Origin of the sequence: Pyramidobacter sp. CG50-2 (assembly GCF_003612005.1) — a bacterium.
GTDB lineage: Bacteria > Synergistota > Synergistia > Synergistales > Dethiosulfovibrionaceae > Pyramidobacter.
The window spans coordinates 1-20315 of record NZ_RAWT01000048.1 but is presented as its reverse complement, the minus strand read 5'-3'; the positions used below and the strand labels follow the sequence as shown (position 1 = coordinate 20315).

Sequence of the window (20315 nt, the reverse complement as noted above, 5' to 3'; positions counted from 1 at the left end):
GGGAGCAACGTCATCGGCGATAAGGCTTACGGTTCGCAAGCCATCAGAGAGTACATTACTTCTCGGGAGGGAAGTTACACTATCCCGCCGAAGAGCGATAATCCCGAACCGTGGTTTATAGATGAGCATGTTTACAAGGAACGACACTTGGTTGAATGTTTCTTTCAGAAAATCAAATGGTTCCGTAGAATTTTCACCCGCTATGACAAACTTGACGCTTCGTTTTTCGCTTTTGTTCTTGTTGCTGCCAGTGTTATTTTATTGAAATAATACAAGCTGAAATGTTTTTTTAAACAAGCCCTAAATGCAAGCTTCTTTTAATTCAGATTTAATGCAACGGGGTACCGGATGTTGCGTTGCATTTACCTTGAAGAATTTCATTTAAAAAATGTATTTTAAATACATGAATGCGCCTGATTGACAACGCTCGGCCGATCATGAAATAATGAAAACGTATCCGAACGCAAATAAAAAAAGGAGGCGTATTCATGGATCAGAACAAAGGAAAAAGCACCTTGCAGGTCCTTCTCGGCGCGGCGTTTCTGATGGCGACGTCGGCCATCGGGCCGGGATTTTTGACGCAGACGACGGTCTTCACGCAGCAGCTTTTGGCTTCGGCGGCTTTCGCCATCGCCGTGACGATCGTGGTGACGGCGGTGGTGCAGCTCAACATCTGGCGCATCATCTGCGTCTCGAAGCTGCGCGCGCAGGACGTGGCCAACCGGGTCATTCCCGGCCTGGGTTATCTGCTCGCCTTCGCCGTAGCGCTCGGCGGCCTGGCGTTCAACGTCGGCAACGTCGGCGGCGCGGCGCTGGGGCTGAACACGATGGTCGGGCTCGACGTGCAGGTCGGCGCGGCCGTCAGCGCGGCGATCGCCGTTTTCATCTTCCTCAACAGGGATCTCGGCAAGGCGATGGACCGCTTCACGCAGCTGCTCGGCTTCCTGATGATCGCGCTGATGCTCTACGTGGCGTTCAAGGCCGCGCCGCCGGTAGCGCTGGCGGCGAAAGAGACGGTGATGCCGAGCACGGTCAACTGGATGATCATCCTGACGCTGATCGGCGGCACGGTGGGCGGCTACATCTCCTTCTCGGGCGCGCATCGCCTCATCGACGCGGGCGTGCACGACGTGCGCGACGCGACGAAGAGCGCCGTGAACGGCATCGTCGTCACGTCGATCATGCGCATCCTGCTGTTCCTCGCCGTGCTCGGCGTGGTTTACGTGGCGGCCGGCCAGCCGGCGGTGGTGCTCGACGCGGCCAATCCCGCCGCCGACGCCTTCCGCAAGGGAGCCGGTGAGGTCGGCTACCGCATGTTCGGCGTGGTGCTGTGGGCCGCGGGCGTGACCTCGGTGATCGGCGCCTCCTACACCTCCGTGTCGTTCCTGCGTTCGCTGTTCGCCGCGGTGGACCGCAACTACCGCTGGTGGATGATCGGTTTTATCTGCGCCTCGACGGCGATCAACATTTTCATCGCCCGGCCGGTGGCGCTGCTGATCGTGGCCGGCTCGATCAACGGCCTGATCCTGCCGCTGGCGCTGGCTTCGATCCTGCTCGGCGCGTACAAGAAAGACGTGGTCGGCCCGGCGTACCGTCATCCGACGTGGCTGACGGGAGCCGGCTGGGTCGTGGTCGCTTTCACGCTGTGGATGGGCGTGAAGGCGCTGCCCAACATCATGAAGATCTTCTCGTAGCGGCGCAGGGCGAAAGAACTCCGGAGCGCGCTCCGGCCCGTGGAGATTTTTTCAGCAAGGAGGCGATCCCATGGAAGCGAAGATCCTGCCGGCCGGCGAGACGTGTCTGTTCGTCGATTTCGGCGAGGTGATCGACCTGGCCGTGAACGGCCGCGTGCAGTCGCTGGCACGAGCGCTTGACGAAAACCCATTTCGCGGCATGAGGGAGCTGGTGCCGACGTACCGCTCGCTGTCGATCTACTTCGACCCGCTGACGGTCGATCTGCCGGCGCTGCGCGAGCGGCTCGAAAGCGAGCTGGCCAAGCCCTTCGCCGCGGAGCGGGCGGGCGGCCGCGAGGTGCGCGTGCCCGTCCTTTTCGGCGGCGAGTCCGGCCCCGACCTGGGCGAGGTCGCCGCGCACACCGGCCTGACGGAAAAGGAAGTGGTGAAGCGCTACTGCGATTCGCCGCTCTACTGTTACATGAACGGCTTCACGCCGGGATTCCCCTATCTGGGCGGCATGGATCCGGCGCTGACGACGCCGCGCCTGAAAACGCCGCGCGAGCTGATCCCCGCCAACAGCGTCGCCATCGGCGGCGCGCAGGCCGGCGCGTATTCGATCGCCAGCCCCGGCGGCTGGCGCATCATCGGCCGCGTCCCCTACGACCTTTACGATCCGCGGCGCGATCCGGCCGTGGCGATCACGTCGGGGCTGTGGGTGAAGTTCTATCCGGTGACGGCCGCGCGCTACGCGGAGATCCAGGAGCAGATCAAGAGCGGCGAGTACCGCATCGAATACGCTGAAAGGGAGGCGAGCGCATGAAGCTGATCGTCGAACGCGCCGGCGCCCTGACCACCGTGCAGGATCTGGGACGCTGGGGCCATCAGGCGCTGGGCATGCCCGTCAGCGGCGCGATGGACGCGCCGGCGCTGACGCGCGGCAATCTGCTGCTCGGCAATCCCCCCGGCGCGGCGGCGCTGGAAGTGACGGTGATGGGGCCGCTGATCCGCTTCGCCGGCGAAGGCTGCGTCGCCGTCGCCGGCGGCGATCTGAGCCCGCAGCTGAACGGCGCGCCCCTGCCGATGTGGACGGCCGTCGCCGTGAAAGACGGCGACCGGCTCGGCTTCGGCGCCCCGCACGGACGCGGCTGCCGCGCCTACGTCTGCGTCGGCGGCGGCATCGACGTGCCGCCGGTGATGGGCAGCCGCAGCACCTACATGAAAGCGAAGATCGGCGGCCTCGAGGGCCGCAAGCTGAAAGACGGCGACGAACTGTCCGCCGGCGCGCCGTGGTCGCTGTGGCGCAACATCGTCGGCACGGCCTGCCCGGCCGAGCTGCTGCCGGACTACGGGGATGCGCCGCTGCGCGCCGTGCCGGGGCCGCAGGACTCCTACGTCACGCCCGCAGGGCTGAAAACGTTTTTCGAGACCGAATACGCCGTTTCCACCTCGGCCGACCGCATGGGCTGCCGTCTGGAAAGCGACCGCGCCATCGAGCACGCGAAGGGCCCCGATATCGTCTCCGACGGCATCCCCATGGGAGCCGTGCAGGCGCCCGGTTCCGGCCTGCCGATCGTGATGATGGCCGACCGCCAGACCACCGGCGGCTACGTGAAGATCGCCGTCGTGCACGCGCTCGACGTGGCGCGCCTGGCGCAGAAAATGCCCGGCGAAACGGTGCGCTTCGCGCCGCTCAGCCAGGACGAAGGCGTCGAGCTGTCGCGCGCCGAAGCGGCGAAAGTCGAGCGGCTGCGGCTGTTCGTGCAGCACGCCGCCGCGCAGCCGCAGACCGCGCCGTCAATGCAGCCGGCGCGGTCGGGGGCGATGAAACTGAACGTCGAAGGCAAAGATTACGCCGTGACGTGGGAACGTCTGGATTGATCCGAAATCTGGGGGAGGAATGAACGATGAACTATCGAGTGGATCTGAACAGCGATCTGGGGGAAAGTTTCGGCGCCTGGAAGATGGGACGCGACGGCGACGTGCTCACCTTCGTCTCGTCGGCGAACGTGGCCTGCGGCTTCCACGCCGGCGACGCCTGCGTGATGCGCGCCACCGTAGCGGCGGCGAAAGCGGCGGGCGTAGCCGTGGGGGCCCATCCCGCCTATCCCGATCTGGTCGGCTTCGGACGGCGCAGCATGGCCTGCACGCCCGACGAGCTTTACGCCTATACGCTCTATCAGATCGGCGCGCTGCGCGCCTTCTGCGAGGCGGCGGGCACGAAACTCCAGCACGTCAAGCCCCACGGCGCCATGTACAACAGCGCCGCCAAGAAGATCGAGGAAGCCGAAGCCCTCGCGCAGGCCGTGAAAGACGCCGGCGGACTGATCCTGATGGGGCTGGCCGGCTCGAAGTTCGACGAAGCGGCCGCGAAGATCGGCCTGCCCTACGCCGCCGAAGCCTTCGCCGACCGCGGCTACATGCCCGACGGCACGCTCGTGCCCCGCAGCAGGGAAGGCGCCTTCGTGCGCGACGCGGAAATCGCCGCCGCGCGCGTGATCCGCATGGTCAAAGAAGGCGTCGTCGAAGCGATCGACGGCACGATCGTGAAGCTGCGTCCCCACTCCATCTGCCTGCACGGCGACTCGCCCACGGCCGTGCAGATGGCCCAGACCCTGAGAGCGCGCCTCGTCGAGGCCGGCATCGAGATCGCCCCGCTGGCGCAGATCGTCTAGCGCCGGCGTAGAAAACAAGCGCTCCCGCAGGGCGCGCGAGAATTCCGACGCGCCTTCGACGCTCTAAAAAGGGCACAAGCCCTTTGTCCTCTTCGACGAAAAACCGTATGAAAAATATTTCCTGGGAATGGGGCCACGACAAGAGGCGCGGCAGCCGATAAACTGGCTGCCGCGCCTCTTGTGCTGTAGATCTCGTTCCTTCTTCGCTCTGAAGCGTCGGTGTATTACTATTTCTTGATAAAAAGCACTCGTATATTTTGCAGAACGCTGCGTGGGAGTTCAGTCGCTCAGAAGGAGCTCGACTGCTGCGCAGCTCGCTTTGTGAATCTCCCCCGCAGCGCCTCTGTGTTCGTCGTTTTAATTGAGAAATAGTATAAGCTGCGTTTTTTGCCCTCGCTCCGCGTCTTTGCGGCGGATTCTGTTCCCGCTTTTACCGGAACTTGACCGAAGCGCGCAGCAGGCGCTCCAGTTCCGCCATGCGTTCTTTCATCTCCGCGATCTCGTGCGCCTGCGAGGCCACCCGGGCCTGCAATTCGGCGTTCTCCTTCTGCATCACGTAGACGCTGCCGATCGGGCCTTTGCGGTAGCGCGCCGGGATCGCTTCCGCGTCTTCCCTGCTTCCGATCCTCCAGGTCAGGCCGGCGTTGGCCATCGATTCGCCGTGGTCGGAGACGGACACGCCGGCGTGGACCATGAAGTCTTCCCTGACGTAATGCGCCACGCCCAGCGCCAGCGCCCACTTGTCGCGGTAATTGCCGAATCCGGCCATGATCTGGCTGGGTTTGACGGGATCGTACTGTATCGGTTTCAAAGCGGAGAGCGCGGAGCTCAGCGCGCCGACGTTCTTGACGTCGCTTCTCAGCTCGCCCATCTGTTCGTAGACGCTGCCGAAGTTGCCGTAGAGTTTGCCGAGTTCGCTGTCCACGGCGCTCAGCGCGTCGCCGACGCTGTGATAGCCGCTGCCGCGGATTTTGTAAGTCGGCTGGAGAAGAGTTCCGTCAGCACCGGCTTTCGCTCCGCCGCCGAGGTATCCGGCGATCCTGTCGGTCAGGCCCCAAAGCTGCGAGCCGTTGACGGCGTCGGCGCTGGCCTGGCTGACTTCTCCCGCCCCGACGCGTTCGACCTTGTGGCCTGCGGCGTCGAAGCCTTCTTTCGCCGTCACTTTGCCTTTGAAGGTCGGATTCTTGGCGACGGCGACGGTCACTTCCCTATCGGTGCGGGTGATCTCGATGTTGTCGCCGTTCTTGAACTTGACGGTGTTTCCCGTGCCGACGGGGACGGACGCGCCGCCGTCGGTTTGCAGATTCCACGTGCCGGGCTGTCCGAGCGAGGCCGGATCGATCCCGATCGTGACGACCCCGCCGGCGACCGCAGCGGTGATGCCGCCCGTGCCGACGAACTTGATGTCCGGTGGCGTCGTGTTCTGCCCGAGCGTGACCGTGTGCGCGGAGGGCGTTGCGGAATCGCTGAGGGTAAATCTGTAAGTGGCGGCTCCGCTCGCGGCTGCGATCTGCCTGAGCTGCGCGACGTTGACGGCGTCGGTGTCGGCGCTGCCGGCCGCGACGCCCGTGATCTGACGGGTGACGGAGGCGGCTCCCCGAACGGGTGCGCCGACGGAGACGGCGGAAGCCGTGGCTTTCCATACGCCGTCCGTGTCGTTGCTGTGATCCGCGCCGGAGGCGTCATAGCCGACGGTTCCCTTGCCGCGGTCAGCGACGGACTTTTCTCCCAGCGCCACGCCGCCCTGCACGGCGACGCCCGCTTCGTTTCCGAGCGCCACCGCGCCGGAAACGTCGCTCTCCCCGTCGAACGTGTTTTGCGAGGAACTGTATCTCGTAGCGCCAATTTTGACGTTATTCCCCAGGATCAGCACGTTCTTCGAGGTGCTCCCAACGATGTTCCCTTCGCCGAAGGCATGGCTGCTCTCGCCCCCTACCTTGTTGTTGGAGCCGAAAGCGCTGCTGTGCCTGCCCACCGCCGCGTTAAAGGCTCCGAAGGCGTTGCTCATGTCACCGAGTGCATTGTTGCTGGAGCCGAAAGCACTGCTCATGATTTTGGATGCTTTATTGCCGGAGCCGAACGCATTGCTCGAATTTTCGGTGGCCTTGTTATAATAGCCTACGGCGCTGCTCGACTTGCCCAAAACCTTGTTTCGATAGCCTACGGCGTTGGCATACGTGCCGGAGACCGTATTCGAGATTCCAATGGCGGTGCCGCTTTCGATATCTTCAGTGATTGCGTTCCCTCGGCCGATGGCGTTGCTGAGCTTGCCGTGGATCTCGTTTCGAGAACCGATAGCGTTGCTGCTTTCGCCATGATCAAAGACTTTGTTCTCTCGCCCCAAAGCGACGCCGTATTTACCGGAAACTTCGTTCCCATAGCCTACGGCGCTGCTGGCTCTGCCGGCTGCTTTGCTCTTGACGCCGACGGCTAAAGAGTCGTCTCCCGTGGCGCCGTCGTTGTCGTGGTTGCTCCCCGCTCCGGTCTTGTCGCTCTTCACGCTGTAATAATGGATCGTGTCTGCGAACGTCGTCGCGGGCTGCATAAGCGCCAGCCCCAGCATCACGGCCACCAGCGCGCCTCCTTTGAAAAAGGGCGCGGCGTGTTTTTCCCGGCGGAGTTTCCGTTTTTCAAACGTTTCACATACAGTTCCGCGTCTTCCATGCCCTGTTGCCCGGTATCCCATTGAAGAAATCCTCCTCAGACAAAAATCGGAGCCGTGGTTGCGCGCCAAAGACACGCACAAAACCGCTCCTACCTAGCATGAAGATATGAATAACATATATATGCTTAAAAATCAATGGTATAAATCAAATTATATAATAATTTGCATATTGTTGGCCTGCTTGGTCTAAGTGCTTGCGCTGTAAAGACTCGAGCGGTTTCGGATGTATCTTTTTTCGAAGGTTTTGCCGTTTTTCAAAAAACTCAAATTAACAAACTAACTATGCACTGCATATAAAAAAACGTCCGACGAGTCAGTGATCGTCGGACGTGCGTTCTCTTGTTCCGATAAAAACGCAAGAGGCGAAAGAAAAAAACTTCCGCCTCTTGTGTGAGGTTCTTGCTATTCTTCGACGCCGGCCAGCGCGGCGATGGCGGCGGCCATGATTTTGGTGTTCTTCATGATGTGTTCGATGCTCCACCGCTCGTCGACTTCGTGGATGTGAGTGTTCTCGCCGGGGAACTGGTTGCCGAAAGCGAGCATGTTGGGCATTTCCTTGGCGTAGGTGCCGCCGCCGATGGACATGGGCTTCGACTCGCAGTCGCCGGTCTCGTCCCGGTAGACTTTCATCAGCTTTTTGACGAGGTCGCTGTCTTCGGGCATGTAGAGGGGATGGCTGCCGCTGCCGGCCTCGACTTCGAAGCCGTGGCCGCGCAGGGCTTCGACGAACTTGGCGCAGACGGGGTCGCGCCCGAAGGTGACGGGGAAGCGGTAGTTGAGCGTGAACATGATCTTGTCGCCTTCGCTCCTGAGCAGGCCCCAGCAGAGGGAGGTGAAGCCGGATACGTCGTCGTAGAGCATGACGCCGAGGTTTTCGCCGCGGGTCTGCGTGCCCACGAGCGCGTCGATCTTTTCGAGGAAGGCGCCCTGTTCGCCGCCGACGCCGAGCAGACGCAGCACTTTGACGAGGTTGGCGGCGGCGTTGGAGCCGTACTGCGGGCGCGAGCCGTGAAAGGCCAGGCCGTCCATGGTCAGCGTGTATTCGCCGGACGCGCTCTTTTCGCAGGTCAGCTTGGCGTCGCGGGGGGCGGCGAACTCTTCGACGACGCGGCTGAGGCGCGCTTCGGCCGCGGGCGCGACTTTGAGCACGGCCACGGCCTTGGAGGGCACGGCGTTGGAGGCGACGCCGGCGTCGATCGAGAGCACCTGCACGTCGCCGCCGTCGGGCGCGAAGGGGGCGCGGCATTTGGGCGTGATGCTGCCCTTTTCGCCGTTGATGAGCGGGTACTCGGCGTCGGGGGTGAAGCCGGCCACGGGCAGTTCCTGGCCGGATGTGACGTAGCGGTCGATGGCGCGGCTGCCCAGTTCCTCGTTGGTGCCGACGATCAGGCGCACGCGGCGTTTCAGCCGCACGCCGGCCTCGCGCAGGGCTTTCATGGCGAACATGGCGCTGATGGCGGGGCCTTTGTCGTCGGCGACGCCGCGGCCGTAGAGCAGGCCGTCCTTGATCATGCCCCGCCAGGGGTCGCAGCTCCAGCCGTCGCCGGCGGGAACGACGTCGACGTGGGCGAGCACGGCGATCATTTCGGGCAGGGATTCGTCGCCGAGTTCGGCGATGCCGACCTGATCTTCGAAAGCCCAAGTGCGGAAGCCATGGCGCGCGCCGATCTCGACGAACTTGTCGAGGGCGGCTTTCGGCCCGGGGCCGAAGGGGGCGCCGGGCTGCGGCGCTTCGCCGCCTACGCTGGGTACGGCGACGAGCTCGCGGATCGTGCCGATCAGGCTGTCCCGGTCTTTGTCGATGATGGCGCGGATCTTGTCCATGTTCATGTCGGGTGTTCCTCCTCGAATAAAGTTTTTTCTTCTGAACCGATTGTACTCTGGCGTTTTTGTTTCCGCTTGCGTGAAATGCCGGAAATTCGTCGTTTTAAAGGCGGATATGAAAAAAATATGAACGAAAATTACGGTTTTACCGCGTTTTTCTTCCGCGCGCCGCGTTTTTTTGCAGCGGCGCGGCGGGCGATTTCGTCGAATGCGGCCGTCGAAAAACGATCCTGCGAGGACGGTTCCAGTTCGTAGGCCAGCTGGGCTTCTGCCAGCGGGACGGCGCGCCCCAGCACGCGCCCGGTGAAATCGGCGTGCGCGCCGCGCAGGCGCTTGAGGTCGCCCGCGGAGATCTGCAGCGCTTCGGCGTTTGCGAGTGCGTCCAGCAGCGGCAGCACGCGCGAGACGCGGGCGCCTTTTTTCGTGCGCGTCTGCACCCAGGTGGGGATGGCGTCGGCGCTGACGAGACGCGTGACGCCGTTTTCTTTTTCCAGCGTCAGGCGCGCGATCACGCCCATGTCGCGCGGCCTGGCGCGCTGGTTGGAGATGAAGTTGCCCATCGACCAGGCGATCAGCGCCGAGGCGCGGTCGCCCGAAGCGGCGCGCAGTTCCAGCGGCTGCACGACGTGCGGGTGCGAGGCGATCACCGCGCCGACGCCGGCTTCCATCAGCTTTTCGGCGAAGGCGACGACGAAGCGCGGCGGCGTCAGCGCGTATTCGACGCCGATGTGCGGCATGGCGACGATGAAGTCGGGCCTGAGCGCTTTGGCGCGGGCGACGTCGCCGCTGACTTCTTCCCACGAAGCGCCGCGCGCCACCGCCCAGTCCTGCGAGGCCGGCACGGGGATGCCGTTGGTGCCGTAGGTCCACGACAGGAAGGCGACTGTGATGCCGTTCACGTTCTCGACGGCGACGGTCTCGCGGTCGGCGGAGGCGGCGTACGTGCCGAAGGTCGTGAAGCCGCGGCCGCGCAGCTCTTTCAGCGTGCGGAACAGCCCGGCGGCGCGGCGGTCCAGGCAGTGGTTGTTGGCCGTGGTCAGAGCGTCGAAACCGGCGTCTTTGAGGGCGTCGGCGTACTCGTCGGGCGTGTTGAAGCACGGGTAGCCCGTGTAGCCGCGCTTGGCGCCGCCGAGCGTGGTCTCGAGGTTGCCGACGGCCAGGTCGGCGGCGGAAAGCAGCGGTTTGACGCGCGCGAACGACGGCGCGAAGTCGTAGCCTTTTTTGCGCCGCGCCGTCGTCAACTGCGGGGCGTGGGCCATCAGGTCGCCGACGAAAAGCAGCGCGGCGCGCCGGGGACGCAGGGCGTCGGCGTCGGCGCTGAACAGCGACGCCGAATCGTCGGGAAGCGGCGCTCCCGCGCGCGCCGTCCCGCAGAGAAACGCGGCCAGCAGCGCCGCGAGCAGCGGTCTTCTCATGAAAAAAGTCCTCTCCCGAAAAAATCCGATTGAAATCCGCTCCATTATCGCATCTTTGCCGCGGCGGCGAAAGGGGGAAATCGCCCGCGTCCCGCGGCCGTTTTGCCGCCCCTTGTCCGTTTCGGCGCGTCTTGACCTTTGCCCTTCTTTGGGGGATAATCGTCTTTCAAGAAGGTTAACTATATTATGATTTTCAGTTATCGACAAACGAAAGGTGTATTCCCGATGATTCTGGATACGCACATGCACACGGCGGAGTACTCGCCGGACAGCTTTCTGCCCATCGCCGAAGCGGTCGCCCGCGCCCGGGAGATGGGCATCGACGGGCTTTGCGTCACCGATCACGACACGCTGGGCGCGCGAGAGGTCGTCGCCGAATGGCGGAGGAAATTCGATTTTCCGCTTTTTCTCGGCGTCGAGGTGCTGACGACGAAAGGCGACGTGGTCTGTTTCGGCCTCGACGAAGCGCCGCCGCCCGCTTCGCTCACGCCGGAAGAACTGATGGCGCGCGTGGCGGCCTGCGGCGGCTGCGCGACGGCGGCCCATCCGTTCCGCGACAACAACCGCGGTCTCGAAGATCTGATCGGCACGCTGCCGGGGCTACACGGCGTGGAATGTTTCAACGGCAGCACCGACCCGGCCGCCAACCTGCGCGCGCTGGAACTGGCGCGCGCCTCCGGCCGCGCTTTGCTGGGAGCGGCCGACGCGCATTGGCGCGAGCGGGTCGGGCTGTTCGTGACGGAATTCGCCGACGAGCTGCGCGACGAGCGCGACCTGATCCGCGCCGTGCGGGCCGGGCGCTGCCGTCCGCTGGCCTGGGACGGCGCGAAGTTCACCGACGCGGAGGCGTTCTGCCGCGCGCACCTGGCGGGATAAAACGGTTTTTCCGCGCCGCGGCAAGCGGCGCGTATCAGTTTAAGGAGGTCTCTGCATGTCGAAAAAGTTTGGAGCGTTGGCGGCGGCTGTGATGATGCTGGCGGTCCCGGCCGTCGGCGCCGAGGAGAAGAAACTCAGCATCTTCATCGCCTACACGGGCGTTGACGGCATCCTTCAGGAGTTCACGAAGGACACGGGCATCGAAGTGGAGTATCTGGCCATGTCGTCGGGAGAGGTCCTGACCCGCCTGCGCGCGGCCAAGGGCAAGGCGCAGGCCGACGTGTGGTTCGGCGGCGGTCTGGACAGCTACGTGGCGGCGGCCGGCGAGGGGTTCCTCGAACCGTACGCGTCGCCCGAACGCGCCGCGTACGACCCGATGTTCTATAACGCCGACGGCTATTGGAGCGGCATTTCTTTGGGCGCGGTCGATTTCGTCGTCAACAGCGAGATCATGGCCAAGAAGAACCTGCCCATGCCGCGCAGCTGGCAGGATCTGACGGACCCCGTCTACAAGGGCGAGGTGCTGATGGCCACGCCGGCCGTGAGCGGCACGTTTTACGCCATGGTCTGGGCGATCCTTTCCGCGAAGGGAGAGGAAGAGGGCTGGAAGCTGCTCGAGGGCATCGACGCCAATGTGCCCTACTACTCCAAACGCGGCGCCGAGCCGGCCAACAAGGTCAGTACGGGCGAAGCGGCGATCGCCGTGGCTCCGTTCGACACCGGCGAAAAGCTGAAGGGCGAGGGCTACACGATCGAGACGGCGTTCCCGGCCGACGGCGTGCCGTGGTACATCGCGCCCGTGGCGCTGTTCAAGAGCGCGCGCAATCCCGAGGCCGGCAAGGCGCTGATCGACTGGGTGCTGTCGGCGAAGGGGCAGGAGACGCTGGCCAAGTACACCACGCAGGCTCCGATCCGTCCCGGCGTGAAGCTGGCTCCCGCGGTGCAGGCGATGCGCGATTCCAACCTGGTCAAGGCCGACGTGGTCGAGGGCGGGGCGCAGCGCAAGCGCGTGCTCGCCGCCTGGCAGGAGCGCTTTGGCTCCAAATAATCCGGCGCAAAGAAAAGGACGCGCGCTCTCCGGCGCGGAGCTGGCACTCTGGCTCCTGGCGGGGGGCGGCGTCCTCCTTTTTGCGCTGTGGCCCGTGGCGGCGGTGCTGCGCGAAAGTTTGCTGGCGGACGGGCAGTGGTCGCTTTCGGCGTGGCGCGGGCTTTTGGGAAAAAACTGGCCGCTGGTGCTGAACAGCTTCGGCGTGGCCGCCGCCGTGACGGCGGTCACGCTGCCGCTGGCGTCGCTGCTGGCCGTGAAGCTGCTGTACGGCGCGGCGGCGGGACGCAAACTGCTGACGGCGGTGCTGGTGCTGTCGACGATCTCGCCGCCGTTCGTCGGTTCGATGTCGTATCTGATGCTCTTCGGACGCCGCGGGCTGATCACCTGGCGGCTGCTGGGGCTGGAATGGAATCCCTACGGCTTTCACGGCGTGGTGATGATGGAAGCGCTGTCGCAGCTGGGCGTCGCCACGCTGCTGGCGGCGGCGTCGTTCCATCAGGTGGACGGCGCTTTGGAGCGGGGCTCGCTCGATCTGGGCGCTTCGCCGCTGCGCACGCTGCTGGGCGTCAGCCTGCCGCTGGCGCGTCCCGGGCTGGCCGCCGCGGCGCTGATGGTCTTCGTGCGCTCGCTCTCCGATTTCGGCACGCCGCTGTTCGTGGGCGGGAGGTTTCAGGTGCTGGCGTCGAAGGCGTACAACACGCTGATCGGCGTCGGCGATTTCCCGCTGGCCTGCGCCATGAACGCGCTGCTGGTGCTGCCGTCGCTGCTGCTGTTGGCGGTGCGGCGCGAGGCGCGCGGGCGGAACTTTTCGCTGCGGCTGGCGGGAACGCGCTCGCTGCGCCTGCGCGGCCCGTCCGGCTGGCTGCCGGAAGCGGCGGCGTGGGGGTTCGTCGCTCTGGAAACGGCGGTCTACGGCCTGATCTTCGCCGGCAGCGTCACAAAGACGTGGGGAGCCGACTTCACGCTGACGACGGCGCATCTGCGCAGCCTGTGGAACTTCAGCGGCAACGGTTTCGCGCGCAGCCTGGCCTGTTCCGTTGCGGCGGGGCTGGGCGGCGCGGTGCTGGGAGCGGCGCTGGCGCGGCTGCTGGACCGCGCCCCCGAGGCGCTGCGGCGCGGCGCGCGCGTGCTGATCGAGCTGCCCTACCTCGTGCCGGGAACGTTTTTCGGCGTGGGTTATCTGCTGGTGTCGTCGTCGCTGTCGTGGGAGGTTCCCGCCGGCTTTTTGATCGCCATGAACTGCCTGTTCCGCCAGCTTTCGCCGTCGACGTGGTCGGCGCAGGCGGGATTAGCTCAAATCAATCCCGAGCTGGAACTGGCCGTGCGCGACCTCGGCGGCGACCAGGGGCGCGTGCTGCGCGACATGCTGCTGCCGCTGCTGCGTCCGTTTATGCTGGTGTCGTTCATCAACGCTTTCAGCGCCGCCATGACCAGTACGGGGCCGATCATCTTCCTGGTCAGCCCCTACGCGCGCGTGGCGGCGGTGGAGCTGTTCGAGTCGATCAACAGCGGCAAGTACGGCGACGCCTCGGCGATGGCCTCGCTGCTGATCGCGGCGATTTTGGCGGTCAACGCGCTGGCCTGGAAAATCAGCGAAAGGAGAGGTTGAATGCTTTCATTCGAGAACGTGTCGTTCAGTTACGGCGAAGCGAAAGCTCTCGACGGTTTGACGCTGGCGCTGGAAAAAGGCGAACTGCTGACGCTGCTGGGACCTTCGGGCTGCGGCAAGACGACGACGCTGCAGATCGCCGGCGGATTCCTGTTTCCCGATTCGGGGCGCGTCATGCTCGACGGGCGCGACGTTTCGGCGCTGCCGCCGGAGAAACGTCCTACGGCGACCGTGTTTCAGAGTCACGCGCTGTTTCCGCACCTGAGCGCGGAGGAAAACGTCGCCTACGGCCTGCGCGTGCGCGGAACGCCCCGCGCGGAGCGGCTGCGGCGCGCGGCGGAAATGTTGGAGCGCGTCGGTCTGGATGGCTATCAAAGGGGGCGCGTGCAGGAACTGTCGGGCGGCCAGCAGCAGCGCGTGGCTCTCGCCCGGGCGCTGATCCTCAGCCCGCGGGTGCTGCTGCTCGACGAACCGCTCTCGAGCCTCGACGCGCGGCTGCGCGTGCGCATGCGCGCCGAGATCCGTTCGCTGCAAAAGGCGTTCGGCATCACGGCGCTGTACGTCACGCACGACCAGGAGGAAGCGCTGTCGATCTCCGACCGCGTGGCGCTGATGCAGGGAGGGCGGCTCATGCAGGTGGGCACGCCCGAAGAAGTCTATTTTTCGCCGCCGATTTTATCGGCGACGCGTTCCCCGTGATCCTGGAAGGGAAGCGCGACCTGCTCCGCCCCGACCAGATCGCCGTCGCGGAAGACGGTCCGCTGGTCGGAACGCTGGTCTCGCGCGCGTTCCTCGGCGCCTCGACGGACTGGATCATCGACTGGCAGGGGCAGACGCTGCGCGCCTCCATACCCAGCGCCGCCGAACCGGCGCGCGAGATCGGCGGCGAAGTGCGCTTCGCGATCCTGCCGCCCCGGAATCACGACGAATAAAAACCGCTTCAACCGTCGCTCCTTTTAAACGGATTTTTCATTTTTATATTTTCGTAAGATGCGCATAATGTTGAAAAAGGGACAGAAATTGATATATCTTATGGAAATCGCTCCCAAAAGTTCTATAATGTAAAAATCTTTGCCGCACGTCGGCTGCCCGACGCTGAAAAGCTCCTGCGGCGCGCTTGACAGTTATGTCTGCGAAATGCTATATTTTGATCATAGAAATCATAGAATGTTCACAGCAATTTTCAGAGCGAGAGAGGAGCAGGTTCCATGAATTCTACGCGCAACATCATGGCGCTCATCGAGACGCTGCTCGCCGACGGCGGCGAGCTCGGCGTCCGCGAGCTGGGGATGCGGACGGGCATTCCCAAGAGCACGGTCCAGCGCTTTCTGTCAGGAATGGAAGAGAACGGCTGGGTCGCGCAGGACAAGAGGACGCAGGGCTATCGGATCGGTTACAAGCTGCTCGGCCAGTCGAACGGCTGGGCGCTTCGTCTGGCGTTGGTCAACCAGTCCCAGGATCTGCTGAAGGCGTTGTGCAATCAGACCGGGCAAAGCGTGTCTCTGTGCACGCTCGACGGGTTCAGCGGTCTCAGCGTCGCCGCGTCTTTGCCCGAAGACGCGCCCGCGCTCGCGGGCCGTCGCGCGAAGCTGTTCGACCTGCACGCCGGCGCGGCGGGCAAGGCGCTGTTGGCTTTCGCGCCCGAGCCGCTGCAGAAGTACATCGTCTATTCCGAGCCGAAAAGCTACACGTCCGCGACGATCACCGGCTCCAAAGAGCTGCTGGCGGAGATCGAGAAGATCAGAGAGAAGCGTTATGCCGTCAGCGTCGAAGAGTTGGTGCCGGAAACCGCCGAAGCGGCGGCGCCGATCCTGAACCCCGATGGGACGGTCATGGCGGTGTTGGCCATCGGCGGCGCGAAAAATTCCGTGGTGCCGCAGTTCGAGGCGTTTCGCGGCGTCCTTCAGAAAGCCGCCGCCCGACTGCGAAAAAGTATCCTCGATTCGTGAACCGAAGAAATTTCCGGCGACAAAAAAATCCGGCGCTCCCGCACGACAGGAGCGCCGGATTTTTTTGTCGCCGATCAGACGGCCGCGGCTTCGAAGCGGCTGAGCACGCGCAGCATCCGCCGGGGCAGATGGCGCTTCCAGAACGCGGCGGCGCTGGTGATCCAGCCCTCGGCTTCCGTGCCGATGCCGAGGCCGAAGCCGTGTCCGAGATGCGGGTACTTGTGGAATTCCGTGTCGATGCCGCAGGCCGCCAGCGCGTCGAGACGCTTTTTCATCACCCGCCAGTCGCAGACGGGATCGTTTTCGCCCACGCAGACGTAGGTGGGCGGTTCCCGGCGGGTGTGATTGGTGTGCCCGGTGTACTGCAGCACCAGCGTGCCGGGGCGCGGCAGCTGCGCGCCGCCGAAACCGTGCGGCCCGTACGAGGCCAGATAGGCGGCGATATGGGCGCCGACCGAGCTGCCCCAGAGCGAATAACACTCCGTGCCGACGTTGAGCTCTTCCGCATGGGCGAAGATCTGCGTGATCGCCGCCGCCAGATCTTCGCAGGCGGCTTCGAGACTTTCGGTCCGATAGTGGAGCGTAAAGGCGTTGAATCCCATGCGGCTCAGCTCCAGCGCGTGCGGCAGGCTCTCGTGGAGCGACGCGACATATTGGAAGCTGCCTCCCGCGCAGATAACGGCAAACGGCGCTTTTTTGACGCCGCGGAAAGAGAACAGCCCCGTCTCCGCCTTGGCCGGATCCCTGCCTTTCTCTTCGTCGGAATAAAGGTCGTAGAAGATCTTCTCGCCGTTCTTTTCCCGCGCGAGCATGGAGTTGAGGACGTTCAACGTGACGTCGACGCTCAAATGCCTATGATAGGGGAACAGCGGCGCGATCTGCGCCAGCGTGCGTTTTTTGTCGGATTCGCTCAGACGCCCGGGAAAAAGGAGATGGCCATATCCCTTGAAATTTTCGTTTGCGATGACATCTGTGATTTTCGTTTCAGCGTTCATTTCCGCCCGACCTCCTTTGCCCGTGATCGGAGAATCCTTCCAAAAGAGAAAAACCGATCTTTTGAAAATGAAGAAGACAGCCTTGAAAGTATTTCTTTGTGATTAACTAATTTAATTCTATCATGGAGCGATCAGATTACCAAGCGGCGCGCAAGGAAAAATTGCTATAAAAAAATAATAAAATTAAGAAATGATAGTTTTGAGCCAAAATGCCTCATTCCATGAGACGGGAAAACGCTCCGTGCATACAGAATAAATTATAGTTGCGGCGTGACGCGATGAAAACTGAATTTGAGACTTTTATTTCTGACGAATCAGATCCCCATTCCCTTCTTCTCCGAGAGAAACATGATGTGCTTTGTCTTATTTGATTCAAGTGACGTGATGAAGGGTCAGAGGGAAGATTTTATTTTAAACTCTTAAAATAAAAGTTGTGGATGGAGAAGATCTCCATAACTTCCCATGCCGGACGCGTTTTGTCCCCCCCATAAAAGGAGACGCGCCGCACTCGGCGCGTCTCTCTTTAATACTGCCGCTCGATTCTGTGATACCGATTTTCAATGAAAAGGCGTCATTGAAAACGCCGCGCCTCGTATTCCATCATCAGCGCAGTACGGCAGACTGTCGCGGGCGCTTTTTCAAAAATGTTCCACGTGGAACATTTTTGCGCTGAGGCGGCGGAAAACAAGCGGCCATGCCGATCTGCAAGATGCGGAACAGCATGGCCGAAAAAACAGTTTGCCTTTTTTCTACTTGGCGGGGCCGCCGAACGCGGGCAGTACGCCGCCGGCGTAGGCGCCGAGGATGTACTTGGAAACTTTGTCGCTCTGCAGGGCTTTGATCAGCGCCTGCACGTCGGCGTTGTTCTCGTTGCCGGCCTTGACGGCGATGACGTTGGCGTAGGGCGAATCGGCGCCTTCGACGAGCAGGGCGTCCTTGGCGGGGTTGAAACCGGCGGGCAGTGCGTAGTTGCCGTTGATCACGGCCGCGTCCACGTCGTCGAGCGAGCGCGGCAGCTGGGCCGCCTCGAGCGAACGGAACTTGAAGCCGTGTTTGTTCTCTTCGACGTCCAGCTCGGTGGCGGTGAGGCCGCTGTCCGCCGCCAGCCTGATCAGTCCGGCGGACTGGAGCAGCAGCAGGGCGCGCCCGCAGTTGGTGGGATCGTTGGGGACGGCGATGAGCGCGCCGTCTTTGAGCCCTTCGAGCGTGGCGAACTTCTTCGAGAACAGCCCCATGGGTTCTACGTGGATGGTGGCGGCGGAGGCCAGATCGAGGCCGCGGTCTTTGCAGAAGCTCTGCAGGTAGGGCAGGTGCTGGAAGTAGTTGGCGTCGAGTTCGCCGTCGCTGAGCGCCAGGTTGGGCGTGACGTAGTCGGTGAACTCCACGATCTGCAGGTCGACGCCCTGGGCTTTGAGGTCGTCCCTGACCTGGGCGAGGATCTCGGCGTGAGGCGTGGGCGTGGCGCCGACGCGCAGCGTGCCGGCGAAGGACGCGCCGGCGAAGCACAGAGAAACGGTAAGAGCGAGAACACAGATTTTTTTCATTGCAGCAAAACCTCCCGAAAAATAAATTATCGATTCCGGCTCAGATTCCGGACGATTTTATTACCGAGCCATTGAATTCCTTGAACAATGGCGATAATAACGACGACGGCGGCGATCAGCACGTCGCTGCGGAAGCGGTGGAAGCCGTAGCGGATGGCCACGTCGCCCAGCCCGCCGCCGCCGATGGCCCCGGCCATGGCGGAGCTGCCGACGATGGCGATGACCGTCAGCGTCGCGCCCGCGGCCAGCGAGGGCAGCGCTTCGGGAATCATCACTTTCAGGACGATGGTCCTGACGTCGGCGCCCATGGCCTGCGCGGCTTCGATCACGCCGCGGTCCACTTCCTTGAGGGCGCTCTGCACGACGCGCCCCACGAACGGCGCGGCCGAGATCGACAGCGGCACGATGGCGGCCGTGGTGCCGATGGTGGTGCCGACGATCAGCCGCGAGAGCGGGAAGAGGATGATCATGAGGATGATGAACGGGAAGGAGCGAAAGACGTTGACGAAGACGTCGAGCGCTTTGCCGGCAAAGCGGCTTTCGCACAGGCCGCCCTTTTCGGTCAGCGTGAGGGCGATGCCCAGCGGCAGCCCCAGCAGGATCGCGAACAGACTCGACAGGCCGACCATGTAGAGCGTCTGCAGCGTCGGTCCGGCCAATAGGTCGAAGATTTTAGCCATTCCAGACCACCTCCACCTGCACGTTATGGGCGCGGATCATGTCCATCGCCGCGGCGATCACCTGCGGCGCGCCGCCGAACTGCACCGTGAGGGTGCCGACGCGCGACACGTAGAGGCTGTCGATAGCGCCGGCGAGAATGTTGACGTCGGCCCCCGTAGCCTTGATCGTCTGCGAGATCAGGGGCGCTTCCGCCGCCGAGCCGTCGAACGTCAGCACCGCCACCGGCTTGCCGCTCTCGCGGGGCAGTCCCGCGCCTTCGTCGTAGCCGGTGCGCGGCAGTTTGGCGAGGAACTCGCGCGCCGTTTTCGAGCGCGGGTTCAGGAATATTTCTTTCACCGTTCCCTGCTCGACGATGCGCCCCGACTCGATGATGGCCACGCGCGAGCAGATCTCGCGGATGACGTTCATCTCGTGGGTGACGACGACGATCGTCAGCCCCATGAGACGGTTGATGCCGGCCAGCAGGCCGAGGATCGATTTGGTGGTGCGGGGATCGAGAGCGCTGGTGGCCTCGTCGGAGAGCAGCACGTGCGGCCGGTTCGCCAGCGCGCGGGCGATGGCGACGCGCTGCTTCTGCCCGCCGGAAAGCTGCGACGGGTAACTGCCGGCCTTGTCGGAAAGCTCGACGACGTCGAGCATTTCGGCGACGCGGTCTTTGATGTCTTTCGGCTTCCAGCCTTCCAGTTCCAGCGGAAAGGCGACGTTGCCCGCCACCGTTCGCGAGGCCAGCAGGTTGAAGTGCTGAAAGATCATGCCGATCTTGCGCCGCGCCAGCCGCAGTCCGCCCGCGTCGAGCGCCGTGATCTCCTGCCCGTCGATGGCGACCTGTCCGCCGCTGGGTTCTTCGAGGCGGTTGATCGTGCGCAGCAGCGTCGATTTGCCCGCGCCCGAGAGGCCGATGATGCCGAAGATCTCGCCGTCGGCGATGTCCAGGTCGATGCCCGACAGCGCCTCGACGGAACGGCCGTCGGGCGCGCGATAGATTTTTTTGATGCCGCGGAGCTGGATCATGATTTCACCTTCCTGAAAAGCGCGCGTCGTGCGGGGAAGAACGAAAAAGCCGCCCTGCGATGGCAAGGCGGCTCAAATCCCTCTTTGAGGCTTCCCCTCATCGCTGTCAGCAGGACCACCTTTCCCCGTGCGGGCAGGTTGGTGCAGGATCATCGAGCTGACTCTCTCCCCTGACTCTTGATAAAAGTTGCGCTGTTTGATTGCCGGGTATGATAACACAATCTTCCGCGAAGCGCAAGAGAGCGCCGCGGATCCGGCCGACGGAACGTTTTCGTGAAATTCTTCAAGGTAAATGCAACGCAACATCCGGTACCCCGTTGCATTAAATCTGAATTAAAAGAAGCTTGCAT

Annotated in this window: 18 protein-coding genes and 1 riboswitch; of the genes, 11 read left to right on the top strand and 7 right to left on the bottom strand. The window is 63.2% G+C overall.

The features are described from left to right. The 5 genes from D7D26_RS09595 to D7D26_RS09575 all read left to right on the top strand — a co-directional run. On the top strand, positions 1-270 hold a 270-nt coding region (locus D7D26_RS09595; protein ID WP_147413033.1), incomplete at its 5' end, for a transposase. Between the two features lie 218 nt (positions 271-488). Then, a complete protein-coding gene (locus D7D26_RS09590) occupies positions 489-1694 on the top strand; it encodes an NRAMP family divalent metal transporter (RefSeq protein ID WP_078015305.1) in 1206 nt (401 codons plus the stop codon). Positions 1695-1764: 70 nt separating this feature from the next. Beyond that, on the top strand, positions 1765-2496 hold the full coding sequence (gene pxpB, locus D7D26_RS09585; protein ID WP_078015304.1) for a 5-oxoprolinase subunit PxpB: 732 nt from the start codon (positions 1765-1767) through the stop codon (positions 2494-2496). Continuing rightward, positions 2493-3554 carry a 5-oxoprolinase subunit C family protein gene (locus D7D26_RS09580; RefSeq protein ID WP_078015303.1) on the top strand — a complete coding sequence of 354 codons (1062 nt, stop codon included), beginning with the start codon at positions 2493-2495 and terminating at the stop codon, positions 3552-3554. Before pxpB ends, D7D26_RS09580 begins: the two co-directional genes overlap by 4 nt. A gap of 26 nt (positions 3555-3580) precedes the next feature. Further along, positions 3581-4348, top strand: coding sequence for a LamB/YcsF family protein (locus D7D26_RS09575; RefSeq protein WP_078015302.1), 768 nt, complete (start codon positions 3581-3583; stop codon positions 4346-4348). Positions 4349-4778: 430 nt separating this feature from the next. On the opposite strand, the gene D7D26_RS09570 is transcribed toward D7D26_RS09575, so the two are convergent. From D7D26_RS09570 to D7D26_RS09560, 3 genes are all read right to left on the bottom strand, one after another. Beyond that, complete coding sequence (locus tag D7D26_RS09570) at positions 4779-6911, bottom strand: YadA-like family protein (protein ID WP_233543529.1); 2133 nt, start codon at positions 6909-6911, stop codon at positions 4779-4781. A gap of 504 nt (positions 6912-7415) precedes the next feature. Further along, positions 7416-8843: a dipeptidase PepV gene (pepV, locus tag D7D26_RS09565; RefSeq protein WP_078015300.1), complete on the bottom strand. Its 1428-nt coding sequence runs from the start codon at positions 8841-8843 to the stop codon at positions 7416-7418. 131 nt (positions 8844-8974) lie between these two features. Next, on the bottom strand, positions 8975-10252 hold the full coding sequence (locus D7D26_RS09560) for a CapA family protein (RefSeq protein WP_158606335.1): 1278 nt from the start codon (positions 10250-10252) through the stop codon (positions 8975-8977). 225 nt (positions 10253-10477) lie between these two features. On the opposite strand from D7D26_RS09560, the gene D7D26_RS09555 reads away from it, so the two are divergent. The 6 genes from D7D26_RS09555 to D7D26_RS09535 all read left to right on the top strand — a co-directional run bounded on the left by D7D26_RS09555 (position 10478) and on the right by D7D26_RS09535 (position 15734). Next, positions 10478-11128 carry a PHP domain-containing protein gene (locus D7D26_RS09555; RefSeq protein ID WP_158606334.1) on the top strand — a complete coding sequence of 217 codons (651 nt, stop codon included), beginning with the start codon at positions 10478-10480 and terminating at the stop codon, positions 11126-11128. A gap of 55 nt (positions 11129-11183) precedes the next feature. Beyond that, positions 11184-12176 (top strand): ABC transporter substrate-binding protein, encoded by a 993-nt coding sequence (locus D7D26_RS09550; protein WP_120372898.1) that lies wholly within the window; start codon positions 11184-11186, stop codon positions 12174-12176. Next, positions 12163-13785, top strand: coding sequence for an ABC transporter permease (locus D7D26_RS09545; RefSeq protein WP_120372897.1), 1623 nt, complete (start codon positions 12163-12165; stop codon positions 13783-13785). The genes D7D26_RS09550 and D7D26_RS09545 overlap by 14 nt, the downstream gene beginning before the upstream one ends. Further along, a complete protein-coding gene (locus D7D26_RS09540) occupies positions 13786-14484 on the top strand; it encodes an ABC transporter ATP-binding protein (RefSeq protein ID WP_158606333.1) in 699 nt (232 codons plus the stop codon). It begins immediately after the preceding gene. After that, positions 14481-14717, top strand: coding sequence for a TOBE domain-containing protein (locus D7D26_RS12345; protein ID WP_158606332.1), 237 nt, complete (start codon positions 14481-14483; stop codon positions 14715-14717). The genes D7D26_RS09540 and D7D26_RS12345 overlap by 4 nt, the downstream gene beginning before the upstream one ends. 276 nt (positions 14718-14993) lie before the next feature. Beyond that, the gene (locus D7D26_RS09535; protein ID WP_078015295.1) at positions 14994-15734 is read left to right on the top strand and encodes an IclR family transcriptional regulator; all 741 of its coding nucleotides are present in this window, start codon (positions 14994-14996) and stop codon (positions 15732-15734) included. A gap of 74 nt (positions 15735-15808) precedes the next feature. On the opposite strand, the gene D7D26_RS09530 is transcribed toward D7D26_RS09535, so the two are convergent. From D7D26_RS09530 to D7D26_RS09515, 4 genes are all read right to left on the bottom strand, one after another. Next, entirely contained in the window at positions 15809-16729 is a 921-nt protein-coding gene (locus D7D26_RS09530) for an alpha/beta hydrolase (protein WP_120372896.1), read from the bottom strand. Between the two features lie 749 nt (positions 16730-17478). Then, on the bottom strand, positions 17479-18273 hold the full coding sequence (locus D7D26_RS09525; protein WP_078015293.1) for a MetQ/NlpA family ABC transporter substrate-binding protein: 795 nt from the start codon (positions 18271-18273) through the stop codon (positions 17479-17481). 26 nt (positions 18274-18299) lie between these two features. After that, positions 18300-18953 (bottom strand): methionine ABC transporter permease, encoded by a 654-nt coding sequence (locus D7D26_RS09520; protein WP_078015292.1) that lies wholly within the window; start codon positions 18951-18953, stop codon positions 18300-18302. Beyond that, positions 18946-19965: a methionine ABC transporter ATP-binding protein gene (locus D7D26_RS09515; protein ID WP_078015314.1), complete on the bottom strand. Its 1020-nt coding sequence runs from the start codon at positions 19963-19965 to the stop codon at positions 18946-18948. The genes D7D26_RS09520 and D7D26_RS09515 overlap by 8 nt, the downstream gene beginning before the upstream one ends. Before the next feature lie 94 nt (positions 19966-20059). Continuing rightward, a riboswitch (SAM riboswitch) is annotated at positions 20060-20152 on the bottom strand. Positions 20153-20315: the final 163 nt, after the last annotated feature.